12 protein-coding genes are annotated in these 13159 nt (G+C 62.1%); 6 read left to right on the plus strand and 6 right to left on the minus strand.

Annotated features, from left to right (window positions below):
* Positions 1-153 precede the first annotated feature (153 nt).
* The 6 genes from gyrB to B5G20_RS07690 form a co-directional block, all read right to left on the minus strand.
* Positions 154-2184, minus strand: coding sequence for a DNA topoisomerase (ATP-hydrolyzing) subunit B (gene gyrB / locus B5G20_RS07665; RefSeq protein WP_087356332.1), 2031 nt, complete (start codon positions 2182-2184; stop codon positions 154-156).
* Positions 2185-2392: 208 nt separating this feature from the next.
* The gene (locus B5G20_RS07670; RefSeq protein WP_239286924.1) at positions 2393-2974 is read right to left on the minus strand and encodes a DciA family protein; all 582 of its coding nucleotides are present in this window, start codon (positions 2972-2974) and stop codon (positions 2393-2395) included.
* Between the two features lie 121 nt (positions 2975-3095).
* Positions 3096-4226, minus strand: coding sequence for a DNA replication and repair protein RecF (gene recF / locus B5G20_RS07675; RefSeq protein ID WP_239286925.1), 1131 nt, complete (start codon positions 4224-4226; stop codon positions 3096-3098).
* A 292-nt stretch (positions 4227-4518) separates the two neighbouring features.
* Positions 4519-5622 (minus strand): DNA polymerase III subunit beta, encoded by a 1104-nt coding sequence (gene dnaN, locus B5G20_RS07680; RefSeq protein WP_087356334.1) that lies wholly within the window; start codon positions 5620-5622, stop codon positions 4519-4521.
* A 286-nt stretch (positions 5623-5908) separates the two neighbouring features.
* The gene (locus B5G20_RS07685; protein ID WP_239286926.1) at positions 5909-7843 is read right to left on the minus strand and encodes a DnaA/Hda family protein; all 1935 of its coding nucleotides are present in this window, start codon (positions 7841-7843) and stop codon (positions 5909-5911) included.
* A 15-nt stretch (positions 7844-7858) separates the two neighbouring features.
* Entirely contained in the window at positions 7859-9331 is a 1473-nt protein-coding gene (locus B5G20_RS07690) for an ATP-binding protein (protein WP_087356335.1), read from the minus strand.
* 346 nt (positions 9332-9677) lie between these two features.
* On the opposite strand from B5G20_RS07690, the gene rpmH reads away from it, so the two are divergent.
* The 6 genes from rpmH to rsmG all read left to right on the plus strand — a co-directional run bounded on the left by rpmH (position 9678) and on the right by rsmG (position 12819).
* Positions 9678-9812, plus strand: a complete 135-nt coding sequence (gene rpmH, locus B5G20_RS07695; protein WP_019127408.1) for a 50S ribosomal protein L34 — start codon at positions 9678-9680, stop codon at positions 9810-9812.
* A 19-nt stretch (positions 9813-9831) separates the two neighbouring features.
* The gene (gene rnpA / locus B5G20_RS07700) at positions 9832-10167 is read left to right on the plus strand and encodes a ribonuclease P protein component (protein ID WP_087356336.1); all 336 of its coding nucleotides are present in this window, start codon (positions 9832-9834) and stop codon (positions 10165-10167) included.
* Positions 10157-10387 (plus strand): membrane protein insertion efficiency factor YidD, encoded by a 231-nt coding sequence (gene yidD / locus B5G20_RS10475; RefSeq protein ID WP_204207719.1) that lies wholly within the window; start codon positions 10157-10159, stop codon positions 10385-10387. Before rnpA ends, yidD begins: the two co-directional genes overlap by 11 nt.
* A gap of 27 nt (positions 10388-10414) precedes the next feature.
* On the plus strand, positions 10415-11185 hold the full coding sequence (locus B5G20_RS07710) for a YidC/Oxa1 family membrane protein insertase (RefSeq protein ID WP_087356338.1): 771 nt from the start codon (positions 10415-10417) through the stop codon (positions 11183-11185).
* A 149-nt stretch (positions 11186-11334) separates the two neighbouring features.
* On the plus strand, positions 11335-11946 hold the full coding sequence (locus B5G20_RS07715; protein ID WP_087356339.1) for a R3H domain-containing nucleic acid-binding protein: 612 nt from the start codon (positions 11335-11337) through the stop codon (positions 11944-11946).
* A gap of 120 nt (positions 11947-12066) precedes the next feature.
* On the plus strand, positions 12067-12819 hold the full coding sequence (rsmG, locus tag B5G20_RS07720) for a 16S rRNA (guanine(527)-N(7))-methyltransferase RsmG (protein WP_087356340.1): 753 nt from the start codon (positions 12067-12069) through the stop codon (positions 12817-12819).
* Positions 12820-13159: the final 340 nt, after the last annotated feature.

Below are 13159 nucleotides of genomic sequence, written 5' to 3' on the forward strand. Positions count from 1 at the left end.
TAACCCCGTCCCCAAATGAGTCACCAAGACCAACCTCCTAGGTTGGACGCGGGTTTTCCAGGTGCCGCAGATCGGGGTGAAAGAGGAGGGCGCACGCCTTGCGTGCGGCGACCGACGATTGAACCCCGAGGTGCGGTGCCTGGGAAAGACGCGTCACGCGTCCAAGTACCGAGCGTCCTGCGCGTGCTTCTCGATGTACTCCCGTCGATACTCCACCTGGTTGCCCATGAGCTCGCGCACTGCACGGTCTGCGGCCATGGCGTCGTCGATGGTCACCCGCTGCAGGATGCGCGTCTTGGGGTCCATCGTGGTCGAGGCGAGCTGCTTGGGGTCCATCTCACCCAGACCCTTGTAGCGCTGGACGGTGTAGCCGCGGCGCTTCTTGGTGACCTTGCCGGCCGCGCCCGCCTCGGCGTCGTCGCCGTCGTCGGGGTTGAGGCCGAGGCTCTGGATGGTCTCACGCAGAATCTCGTCCTCGGGCTGGCGGCCGTTGGGGTAGACGTAGTGAATCTTGTTGCGCACCTTGATGCCAAAGATCGGCGGGCACGCCACGTACACGTAGCCCGCGTCGATGAGCGGGCGCATGTACTTGTAGAAGAACGTGAGCAGCAGGATGCGGATGTGCGCGCCGTCGACGTCGGCATCCGTCATGATAATGATCTTGTGGTAGCGCGCCTTGGTGATGTCAAAGTCGCCGCCCTCGCCCGAGCTCGTGGTCACGCCGCAGCCGATGGCCGTGATGAGCGACTGGATGGTGTCCGACGAGAACGCGCGGTGGTCGCCCACGCGCTCGACGTTCAGGATCTTGCCGCGCAGGGGCAGAATCGCCTGAATGTCGCGCCGGCGGCCATCCTTGGCCGAACCGCCTGCGGAGTCGCCCTCCACAATGAAGAGCTCAGTCATCTCGGCATCGCGCACCGAGCAGTCGGCGAGCTTGCCGGGAAGCGACGCGGTCTCGAGCAGGCTCTTGCGGCGCGTGGCCTCGCGGGCCTTGCGGGCGGCGTTGCGCGCCTTGCTGGCCTGCTGGGCCTTCTTGACGATCTCGCGCGCGGCCTTAGGGTGCTCCTCCAGATAGTCGGTGAGGCCCTCGGTCACCACCTTGAGGGTGAGCGTGCGCATAAAGGAGCTGCCGAGCTTGGCCTTGGTCTGGCCCTCAAACTGTGGGTCGGCGAGCTTGACCGAGATAACGGCCGCGAGACCCTCGCGCACGTCGTCGCCGGTGAGGTTGGAGTCCTTCTCCTTGAGCATGTTCTGCTTGCGCGCGTAGTCGTTGATCACGCGGGTGAGCGCCGTGCGGAAGCCCTCGAGGTGCATGCCACCCTCGGGGGTGTAGATGTCGTTGGCAAAGCTCATGACGTTCTCGGAGTACGAGGTGTTCCACTGCAGGGCCACCTCGACCTCGCCGACCTTGTCGGCTGGGGCGTCGGGCTCGCTCTTGCCCGAGAGGTAGATCGGGCGCTTGAGGCCGTCGGGGATCTCTTTGCCCTCGTTGAGAAACTTGACGAAGTCCACGATGCCGCCTTCGTAGCAGAACTCGTCCACGCGCGGGGTGAGCTCGCGCTCGTCGCGCAGGACGATCTTGAGGTTGCGGTTGAGGAACGCCGTCTCCTGCAGGCGGTTGCGCAGGGTCTCGTAGTCGTAGACGGTGGTCTCAAAGATCTCGTCGTCCGGCCAGAAGGTCGTGGTGGTGCCGGTGGTCTTGGCGTCGCCCACGATCTTCATCTTCTGGGTGGTCTTGCCGCGGCTGAACTGCATCTCGTAGATGTGGCCGTCGCGCTTGACCTGCACGATCATCTTCTTGGAGAGCGCGTTTACCACCGAGACGCCCACGCCGTGCAGGCCGCCCGAGACCTTGTAGGCCGAGTTGTCGAACTTACCGCCCGCGTGGAGGATCGTCATGACGACCTCGAGCGTGGGGATCTTCTTGACCGGGTGCTTGTCGACCGGGATGCCGCGACCGTTGTCGACCACGGTGATGGAGTTGTCGGCGTGGACCGTGACCTCGATCTTGGTGCAGAAGCCGGCCATGGCCTCGTCCACGGAGTTGTCGACGATCTCCCACACGAGGTGGTGCAGACCGCTCGCGCTCGTTGAGCCGATATACATGCCCGGGCGCTTGCGCACGGCCTCGAGACCCTCGAGGATCTTAATCTCAGAGCCGCCGTACTCGTTCTTTTTCGCCACGTTTTCTCCCTACCACATACCTCGCGCGGCGCTCGACGCCGGGCCTTTGCCAGGCCCTGTCCGTGCGCGGGCGACGGACGGAAGCGCGCTCCCGTCCGTCGCCACGGGCCGCGACTGAGCGCTGCTCGTGCAATCTTATTTATGATAACGGTTTTATGAGGGCGTCCCTATACCGTGCAAAAGGTTCTACAAGGCCACCAGATTGCCGTTAATCCCCCGTTGAAGGGTTTTGCGTCTTTTTCCACTCGGCGCTTGCCTTCATGGCCTTTTTGAGGGCTTGGGCGAGTCGGTCGTCGGAGATGGGGGCCATGGCGGCATCGAGGGCGGCATCCTCCTCCGGGGTGAGAGGGACAAGGGAGGGCGCTGGAGCGTGCGCGCCGGGCGCGGTGCCCACGACGGGCGTCTTTGGCGATGCTCCGGCGGGGGTGTTGGTACCGGGGCGGGCGACCGGGGCGTGGCTCTTGCGGGGGTAGCCCTCGCGCGAGGTCTTGAAGCGAAACCCGCTGAGCATAACGCCCTCGCGCTCCATGCGGGCACGGATGATCTCGCGGAGCATGGTCATTTCCTGCGTCCACGAGGGGGCGTCGAGGTAGACGAGGAGCTCGTTGGTGTCGGGCAGATAGCGCAGACCCGTTACGTGCTCGCCCTCGCGCGTGCCGCCGCAGACGGCGTTCCACGCGCGGTAGACCGAGCGCGACTGCTCGGCACGGGCCATCTGCTCGCGGCGCTCGGGCGAGGCAGCGCCGAGGATGCGCCGGCGCTCGGCGTCGAGGTAGTCGTTGAGCTCCATGCGCACCTCCTTGCGCTGCGGGGTGAGAATATGGGGACGGGTGCGTTTTTCTCAGTTTTGGGAACAGGGGGCCAGGCCCCCTCTTCCCAAAACTGAGAAAAACGCACCCGTCCCCATATTCTCACCCTCCGATTGGTACGACCTTGGCACGATTCAGTATAGCGTCCGAGAAATACCCGAGGTTGGTGGTGGTGATGACCGTCTGGACCTCGTCTTCGATACCGTGCATAAAGGCCTCGCGGCGCTCGGCGTCGAGCTCGCTCATCACGTCGTCGAGCAGAAGCAGCGGCGGATGCCCCAAGATGTCGCGTGTGACGGCCACCTCGGCCACCTTCCACGCAAGCACAAGCGAGCGCTGCTGCCCCTGCGAGGCAAAGGTCCGCGCGTCACGCCCATCGATGGAGAAGCGGATCTCGTCGCGGTGCGGGCCCACGAGTGTGATGCCGCGGCGGAGCTCGTCTTCAAAGGAGGCGTCGAGCGCGGCGAGAAAGGCCGCCTTCCATGCCGCTGCTTGCTCCGCGCGGGAGAGGTTGGGCGCGGGGGCCGCAGCACCGCCGGGCGCCCCGGGAGCAGCGGGTGCAACGGTGGACTCGTAGGAGATGTCCACCCGCTCCCCTGGCGCGATGCGCCCGTACGCCTCCACAAAGCGCTCGCGTACGCGGGCGAGGAGCGCCACGCGGTGCACAAGGAGCGAGGCGCCGGTCTGGGCGAGCGAGTCGTTCCAGGCGGCAAGCATCTCGCGCGTGCACCAGCGCTCCTTGAGGAGGGCGTTACGCTGCTCGACCAACCGCTCGTAGGCGCCGAGAAGCTGGGCGTATTGCTCGTTGAGCTGCACGCCAAAGCCGTCGAGCGCTGAGCGGCGAACGCGGGCCGAGCGCTTGATCATGTCGAGGTCGTCGGGGCAGAAGAGCACGCTCGGCACCACGCCGCGTACGCCGGCAGCGCGGCACTTTTTGCCGTTGCGGCTAAAGGAACGCTTGCCCTCGCGGACGGCGCAGCCGAGGTCGATGACGCGCCCCTCGCCCTCGAGCCGCAGGGCGAGCTTGCAGCTCGTCTCGCCCTCCGCCACAAGCTCCGCGGGCGCGGGACGCCTAAAGCTCGCACCTGAGGTGAGGAGTTGCAGCGCCTCGACGAGGTTGGTCTTGCCCACCGCGTTGCGTCCCACCAGAATCGTCACACCCTCGGCTAGCTCAAGCGTATACGACGCAAAGTTTCGGTAATCGCGCACCGAAAGCTCCCGAGCAAAAATCACCGCAACACCTCCTCTCCATGGCTCGAAACGGGACGGGGTTGTTTTGAGCCATGACCCAAAACAACCCCGTCCGTTTCGAGTCATGGGTCACTTGGAACACGTCCCCAAATGACCCATTCGCGCCTCAACCACCAACCCCGCAAGGTCCGCCGGGGTGCCGCAAATCGCGGCGCCCCGGCGGACCGACAACCGACGGCTGAGGTGCCCAAGATCGGCCCGAAAGCCGAGGGCGCACGCCTTCGTGCGGCGCCCGAAGGCTTGAGGGTCGAGGTTGGGTGCCTCAGTCCGTCGATTAGATGCGGACGGGCATGACCAGATAGAGATAGTTGATCTTGTCGTAGCTCTTGAACACGCCCGGAGCCTGGTAGCTCTTGAGCTCGAGGGTGATCTCCTTCTCGCGGTTGAGCACGTTCAGGCAGCCAAAGATGTAGTGGTAGTTAAAGGCGATGGTGCCCGACTCGCCCTCGGCCTCCACGTCGATGGTCTCCTGCGCGAGGTCCTGGTCGCCCGAGATGCTCGAGAGCGAGAGCGTGCCGGCCTCGGTGTCGATCTCGATCTTAACGGCGGGGTTGTTGCTCGCAATGACGGCCACGCGCTTGAGCGCCGCGTTAAACGACTCGACGTCGATCTTGACGCTCGTCACGCACGACGTAGGGATGAGCTGCTTGTAGTTGGGGTAGGTGCCCTCCAGGCGGCGCGAGACGTAGCAGGTGTTGCCCGCCTCAAACACCACCTGCGTATCGGTGGCGCCCACCAGAATCGACGGCTCGTCGCGCATGATCGAGAGCGCGTCGTTCATGGCGTCGGCCGGAATATTGATCTCAAAGCTGCCCTCGAGCGAGGAAGTCTCGACCTGCGTGTCGCACACGGCCAGGCGGAATGAGTCGGTCGCCACCAGGCGCAGGGTGTTGTTCTCCACCGTCATGTGCACGCCACCGAGGATGGGGCGGGCCTTGTCGGTGGAGGTGACGCGCCACACGCGCGAGGTCATCTCGGCCAGCACGTTCATCGGCAGCTCGACGCTCGCCTCGATGGCGTACGCCGGAAACTCCGGAAAGTCCACCGGGTCAAGGGTGTTCAGGCGCACGTGTGACTTCTGGCAGGTAATGGCAATCTGCCGCTCGACCGTCTCAAACGCCACGGCCGCGTCGGGCAGGGTCTTGATGAGGTTCGAGAGCATCTTGCACGGGATGACCGTGGCACCCGGCTCCTCCACGTGCGCCGCGATGCGGTGGCGGATGGAGGTCGTGTAATTAGAAGTCTGAAACTCAAGCACCCCGTCCGTCGCCCGAATGAGCACGCCCGCGAGGATGGGGAGCGTCGATGAGGTGGCGATGCCCTTCTGGACGGTGGCGATCGCGTCGGCGAGTGAGGACTGGCTTACGGTGAACTTCATGGCGCGCCTTTCTTTTATATATATAAGTTCTAAAAACCAATGATAGTAATAAGTCGGTTAATGGTGGGGATTACTTGCGTTTGCCCAGCTGGGGCATCAAAAGTTTTTCGACCGGGCGCTGTTGAGAACCGGGTTGGTTTTCCACGGGAGCGCTCGGTGGAAAACTTTTCCCCAAGAGCATATCGGTTTTCCACGGTTTGTTCCCCGCCTTTCCTCGCGCTTTCCACCGGCCTGTCCCTGTTCTGTCGTGCGGCCGGGGCCAGCCGCTTTGCATCGTTTCGCCGCGTTACGACCGCAGAATGATCTTGTTGCGCAGCTGCTGCAGGTCGTCCACAAAGCTGCGGTCCTCCTTCATCCGCTTCTCGATAACCTTGACGGAGTGCAGCACCGTGGTGTGGTCGCGCCCGCCAAAGGCTGCGCCCACCATGGAGGTCGTCATCTCGCACATGTCGAGCGTGAGGTAGACGGCCACGTGCCGGGCGTTTTTGATGGCGGCCTGCCGCCGCGGGCCGATGAGGTCGTTGTGGCTCACGCGGTAGAAGTCCTCGACCACCTTCTGCACCGTCTCGACGCTAATCTTCTTGTGCGCCGAGTCAAAGTACTCGTTGGCGATGCGGTCGATGTCGTCGCCGGTGAGGGTTTTGCCCTCCTGCTCGCGCTCAAACGACTCGCCCGCGCAGCGCTCGCAGAAGCTCTCGAGCTCACGGATGTTGGTGCCCGAGACGCTTGCCATGTGCTTGAGGGCCTCCTCGGAGAGGTGACCGCCGCCTGTGCGGATGCTCGAGAGGAGCGAGCCCGCACCCGCCGTTGCGTCGGCTGACTCCTCGGCGGCGGGTAGGATGGTGTTCTCGTAGTAGTGCTTTAAGATCATGAACTTCATCTCAAAGCCCGGCTCCGAGACCAAGCAGAGCATGCCGGCGTTAAAGCGGCTGGTCAGGCGTTCGTCCATGCCGAGGTTCTTGGGTGCGCGGTCCGAGGCGATGGCAACCTTCTTGTTGTTGCGGATGAACTCGTCCATCAGGCTAAAGAAGTTGTCGATCGAGGCCGTCTTGCCGATGATGTTCTGGATATCGTCGATGATGAGCACGTCGGCGTCGTGGTAGTCGCGCAGGATCGCGCGGTGCGCGTCCTTTTGGAGGGCGACCTCGTTGATGAAGTCGTCGATGTAGGCCTGGCTGTTGGCGTATTTGACGCGGAGGTGCGGGCAGTTCTCGTTGAGGTAGTTCTTGATGGCGAGGAGCAGGTGCGTTTTGCCCAGGCCCGACTTGCCGTAGATAAAAAGCGAGCTGTAGCTGCCCGGGTCCTCCGCGGTTACGGCAAAGCGTACGGCTGAGTTGTAGGCGTGCTTGTTCTCGTCGCCGTAGACAAAGTTCTCAAAGGTAAATTTGGAGTTGAGGGGCACGGCGGGGTAGGACCCTGCGCCGCCCGTGCTGGTGGCGGCTGCTGTGGGCGCGCCGCCGGCCGCGACGGCGGATTGGACCGCTGCGGGGTGGTGCACCGCTGGGGCTCCCTGGTTCATGGTCTGCATGAGACGCTTGAGGTCGCTCGCGCTGATGGTGTTGGTGACGTTGATGCGCCCCTCGCCCGCGGCCTCGGCAGGGGTCTCGTCTTGGTTGGCGAGGCTGATGGCCGGGGTGGGGATGGTTGGGGTTACCGCCGGATGAGGTGCGGGGTGCGCGGCTGTTGCGGTTGCGATACCCGCGGCCTGCGCGGGTGCCGGCGATTCGTAGCTCGCGACGGGGACCTCCGAGCTCGCGGGGTTCATGGGCGGTGCGGGGGCGAAGGGTGCGTTCCCTGTTGCCGCGTTTGCGGCGGAAAACGGCGCCTGGGTTGAGCCGACTTGGGCAACGGTTACCCCAGAATCAGCTGAATCCTGCGGATTTGCTGCCATCTGGGGCACAACGGGTGTCTCAGGCACTGCGGCACCCGGTGAAGTTTCCCGTGAAACGTCACCGGGTGCCGCACCGGCCGCCGGCAGCGCCGTCACCACATTGAGCGCGATGGGCGCAAAGGCGATCTCCTCGAGGTAGCGCTCGATGGTCTCGCGCTGGCGCATGAGGGCGGCGCCGGCAAAGCGCGACGGCGCCTCGACGGTGAGGGTCGTGTCGGTGAGCTCGCGGCCGCGGGACTGCCGGAGCATGTTGATGAGGCGCGCGTCGACGCCGTCCCGCTCGCAGAACGAGATGGTGTCGTCGAGGATCATCTGCGCTTCGTTTTCCACTGCCCCTCAGCCTCCTTACGCGTGTGCGCGAGCCCAGTTGGCGCCGAGCTCGGTGAGATAGTATTTCTGCCCCTGCTTGACGGTGAACCCGCGCTTGCCCAGTGTAGCAAGCTCGCGCGACCAGGTGGGGCCCGACTGGCCGTAGGCCCCGGTGAGCTCCGAGGGGCCGGCGTGACCGTGTTCGAGCAGGTAGGAGAGGGCGAGCTTGCCGCGGTCGCTCACGATGAGCTCGCCTACGGGCTCTAGGGCACCCGGTGCCGCTTGCGGCGTTGCCGCAGGATAGCCGGGGTACGGCGCGGTTGTGGAAAACTCGCGGCCCTGCTGGGGAAAACCGGCGGGCGGCATGGGATATCCGGGGACCGGTGCCATGTCAGCGCCCGGGTAGCCCGGCGCAGCATAGGGTTGTGCGGGGTAGGAGCCCACTGTACCCGGCGCGGCCTCGGCGCCGGGCCAGGTGGCCGCGGGATAGGCTCCTGCGGCGTAGGCACCGGTACCATAGCCAGGATACGGGTAGGCTCCGTAGGGGTTTTGCGGGGGATATGCGCCTGCGTAGCCGGGCGGGTACGCGCCCGGTGCGAGGTACGCGGCCTCTACGCCCGAGCCCGCGCCCGCAGCCGGCGAGCCGGGCATCCCTGCCGCTATGCCGGCTGGCGTCATGGCCCCCGCGCCGTCAGGCACGCCCGCTCCCGCTCCCGCGGGCATCATCCCGGCCGCAGTTCCCGCCGACCCCGCGGCCATGCCGGCGGGAGCTCCTGCGCCCGGCATTTGCGCCGCTACGCGCGGGTCCTCCCCCGGACGCACGGCAGCGCCTCGACCGCCCGCGCGCTTGATCTCGGCCACGCGCGCGGCATCGGTGCTTACGGTAACCACCGTGCCGCCGCCCAGGTTGTTCTCTATAGAGATGGCCCCACCCGCCGCCTCAAGGTACTGTTGCACCATGGGCAGACCGGAGCCCGTGCCGCGGATATAGCGCTTCATGTTGCGGTCGGCCGAGGTCACGCCAAACTCAAAGGCGCGCTCCTTGTCGCCGATGCCCGGGCCTTGGTCGGCAAAACGGACGGTGTTGCCGCCGTCCAGGATCGAGATGATGGGTTCCACAAAGTGCGCGTGGATAAAGTTCTCCACGATCTCGCGGATCACCATGAGCGAGAGCGAGCCGCCCTGCTCTTTCATAAGGCGGTAGACCGTGTTGGTGACTTCTTCGAGGTAGGGACGCACCGGCGCCGGGTCGATCACGATCACGTGCGGGGTCGAGAACATGTCGTCGTAGACCGAGATGCGCGTGGCGTATGCCGCAAGCTCGGCCTCTGCCTGCCCGGTTGCCGCATCCCCCGGCCGCACCGTCGTCTCGCCAGGTCGCGCTCCTGCCGGTTCTTCGGTGGCCTGCGACGCCACGGGGGCACTGCCCGCGCTCGGGGCGCCTGTAAGATGCGTGTTGTCTGGCGCCGGCGTGGTGGGGTCGACGAACGGGTAGAAGTCCTCAGCCATGGTGTTCGGTCCTTTGGTGCGTCTGTGCTTCGTTGTCCTCCATAGTAGCGTAGCCTGCACGCTTTCAAAGCTTTCCACAGCTTTTCAAAACTTGTTGAAAAGTGAAGAAAAGCGTTGAAAAGTTTTACACATACCTTGCACAACCTGTGGAAAACTTCAGAAAGGTTCTGAAAGATTCACCCTGCAGTGCTCAAAACTCAGAAAAGCCCTGCACGTTGCTGTGATGAGTTGTCGATAACCTGCGAAGATTTGTTGACATCGCGCGCGGGTATTCCCTACAATCTGAAAGCTCACGTGCACAAATCGCATGTACGCATGCTAGAAACGCAGCAGGAGGATTGCAACCATGAAGCGTACCTATCAGCCTAACAAGCGCAAGCGCGCCAAGACCCACGGCTTCCGTGCCCGTATGGCCACCAAGGGCGGCCGCGCCGTTCTCGCCCGTCGTCGCGCCAAGGGTCGCAAGCGCCTCACCGTCTAGGGCACTCGCTAGGTTCCGTATGAAGACCATCAAGTCTCGTTCGGACTTTGAGCGCGTGTATTCCCAGGGACGGCGGTACAACCATCCCCTGATGCGCATGGTGATACTTGATTCTCAGAGCGAAGGCGGCCCAGGGCGGGTCGCCTTCGCTGCTCCAAAGCGTCTGGGTAATGCCGTCTTTCGGAACCGCTCCAAGCGGGTTATGCGCGAGTGCGCCCGCGCCTGCGGGCTTCCTCTCGCCGGCAAGGAGGTCATTCTTTTTGCCACGCGCGGCACGGCCACGGCCGCACCCGCCTCGCTCACGGCGGCCCTTACGTCGCTCTGCAACCGGGCGGGCGCACGCCATGCCGGCTAGCGTCTCTTGGTTGCGCCGGTGTGCCATCGCACCCATCCGCTTTTACCAGCGCTTTATCTCGCCGCTGCTGCCGGATGCCTGCATCTACACGCCGACGTGCTCGCAGTACGCCATCCAGGCCATCGCGCGACACGGTATCGTATACGGCATGTTCCTGGCCGTGCGCCGCATTCTGCGGTGCAACCCGTTCCACGCGGGCGGCTACGATCCCGTTCCGTAAGGGACGGGCACACGGAGGAAAACCATTATGTGGGATTGGATCGTCAACATTCTTTTTGAGGTCCTGCGACTCATTCAGAGCTTCGCGGTCGACTGGGGCCTCTCGATCATCATCCTGGTGCTCATTGTGCGTCTGCTGCTGACGCCGCTCATGCTCAAGTCGACCAAGTCGACGGCGCGCATGCAGGTGCTCCAGCCCAAGCTGCAAGAGATCCAGGAGCGCTATGCCGACGACCCGCAGCGCATGAACGAGGAGATGCAGAGGTTCTACTCCGAGAACAAGTTCAGCCCGCTCGGCGGCTGCCTGCCCCTGCTCATTCAGATGCCCATCCTGTTTGCGCTCTTTACCCTGCTGCAGAACCTGCCCACCTATTTTAAGGGCAACACGTTCTCGTTCTACAACATCCTGCCCGACCTTACCGCTACTCCGGCGGGCACCATGAGCGAGGGCTTTATGACGGCTCTGCCGTACCTCATCTCGCTCATTCTCTTTGCGGTGCTCACGCTCATTCCGCAGCTCTACATGTCGCGCAACCAGACGGGCGCCCAGGCCTCGACCATGCGCACCACCTCGGTTGTCATGGCCATCATGATGCTCTTTATCGGCTGGGGTCTGCCCGCGGGCGTGCTGCTCTACTACGACGTCTCTACGGCGTGGCAGGTGGTGCAGCAGCTCTTCATCACGCAGCGCGTGATCGACAAGGCTAAGGCCGAGGAAGAGGAGCGCCTGGCAAATGCGCCCATCGAGGTCGATGTGGTGCGTCGCGAGCGCAAGGCGCGCCCGCACAAGAAGCACTAGCGTGCGTTGGGGGACGGCTGTCTACGGGTGGCCGTCCTTTTTGTTTATACTGCTGTTGTCTTGCCGATACCGGTACCGTTCCGTTTGACCCTGTCTGTTGTGCTTGGGGTCTGACTGGTAATAAGGTACCTAACTATTGTGAGGTGCACATGTCCGAGCTGGTTGAAGAGGTCGAGGTGGCTGAGGATACCGTCTCCCCTTCGGACGAGACGGTCGAGGTTACTGCCGTTGAGTCTGAGGTCGTAAGCCCGTATGCCGAGCTTGCAGCTAAGTACAAGGCTGGTGAAGAGCTTACCGACGAGGAGACCGATACGATCGTTGACCTTGCCGTATCGATCCTTCGTGAGCTGCTCGGTCACTTTGATGCCGCTGACTCGCCCATCGACGAGTACGAGGGTGACGACGGTGAGGTCATTCTCGATGTGACCGCTCCCAACCTTGCGGTGTTGATCGGCCGACATGGGCGTACGCTTGAGTCGCTCCAGACGATGTTCTCTCTGCTGGTGAGCCGCAAACTCGGCTTCCGCTTCCCGGTTATGGTTGATATCGAGGGCTACAAGAGCCGTCGCCATGATAAGGTTATCGAGATGGCCGAGCGTGCTGCCGGCCGCGCTATCCGCCAGCAGACTCCGGTAAGTCTTGCTCCTATGACTGCGTATGAGCGCCGCTTGGTGCACCTTGCCCTGCGTGACAACGCTCGGGTTGAGACGCATTCTGAGGGTGTTGATCCTGAGCGTCATGTGGTGGTTGTTCCGCTCTAGCATCTGGTTAGATACGGTATGCTTGAGGGGCGCCGGTTGGTGCCCCTTTCTTTTTGTCTCTGTTGCGTTGTGACAGAAGTTTCTGGTTCGTGGTTTTCTGTCATGGGAGTGTGGCTGCTCATGTCTAAGTCTCTTGATCTTATTCTTGAGGTTGATTCCAAGGAGCTTGTTGATGAGTTGCTTGGGCTTGGCGATGAGTCTGGTCTTTGCATCTCGCGTGAGGTTGCTGAAGGTTGTGTTGAGCATCTCATGCTTGTACTTGAAGCCAACAAGGTCATGAACCTCACACGGATTGTTGATGTTCATGATGCTCTCGTGCTTCACATTCTCGATTCGCTTACCTTGCTGCCTTGTATTGATTCATGTGTTGAGGGTGCTGTTCTGGATATGGGAACTGGTGCAGGCTTCCCAGGGATTCCTCTCTGCCTTGCTACTGAGCGGTCTTTTACGCTACTTGATTCTGTTGGCAAGAAGGTTAAGGCTGTTGATGGGTTTATTGCTAAGCTTGGGCTCTCTGACCGATGCGTTGCTGTGCAGGACCGTGTTGAGTCCTTTGCCTCTGAGCGTTGTGGTGAGTTTGCTGTTGTGACAGCGCGCGCCATGTCCTCACTGCCAGTGCTTGTTGAGTATGCCGCTCCGCTCCTAACTATTGGCGGTAGCTTGGTTGTGAGTAAGGGCAATCCTAGCGATGAAGAGCTTTCTTCTGGTAAGAAGGCTGCAAAGATTTGTGGATTGCAGCTTGTTGAACATGCTGAACTAGAGTTACCCAGGCATCTTGGTCACCGCGTTCTTTTACGGTATGAGAAGAGCTGTAATTCTTCTATTCCCTTACCTCGACCTGTTGGTACTGCGAAGAAGTCTCCTCTTTCGTAGTGCGTCCTTTGTGATTTATGGCCCTAATGTTTCATGTGAAACATTAGGGCCATTTTGTTTTGCTGTTGTGATTGGTGTGCATAGCCTGGACTTATTGTCATCTGTTTCAATAAAGACATGATCAGTTTGAGATTCTTCGTTTTATGGCTTACGGTGGATATAGCAGCTGACTATAGGACTTTTCTTTCTCTACAACTTTCATGACTCTAAGTACATACTTGGTTATCTTGATTCTTTTAATTGACGAAAACTACTGCCTATACTCCAAGTGTGTTTTTATACTCACCAATTAGATGAATAGTATTTGATCAATTCGCGGTTTGCTTAAATTGGAATACGA

This window comes from Collinsella sp. An7 (assembly GCF_002159335.1).
Taxonomy (GTDB): Bacteria; Actinomycetota; Coriobacteriia; order Coriobacteriales; family Coriobacteriaceae; genus Coprousia.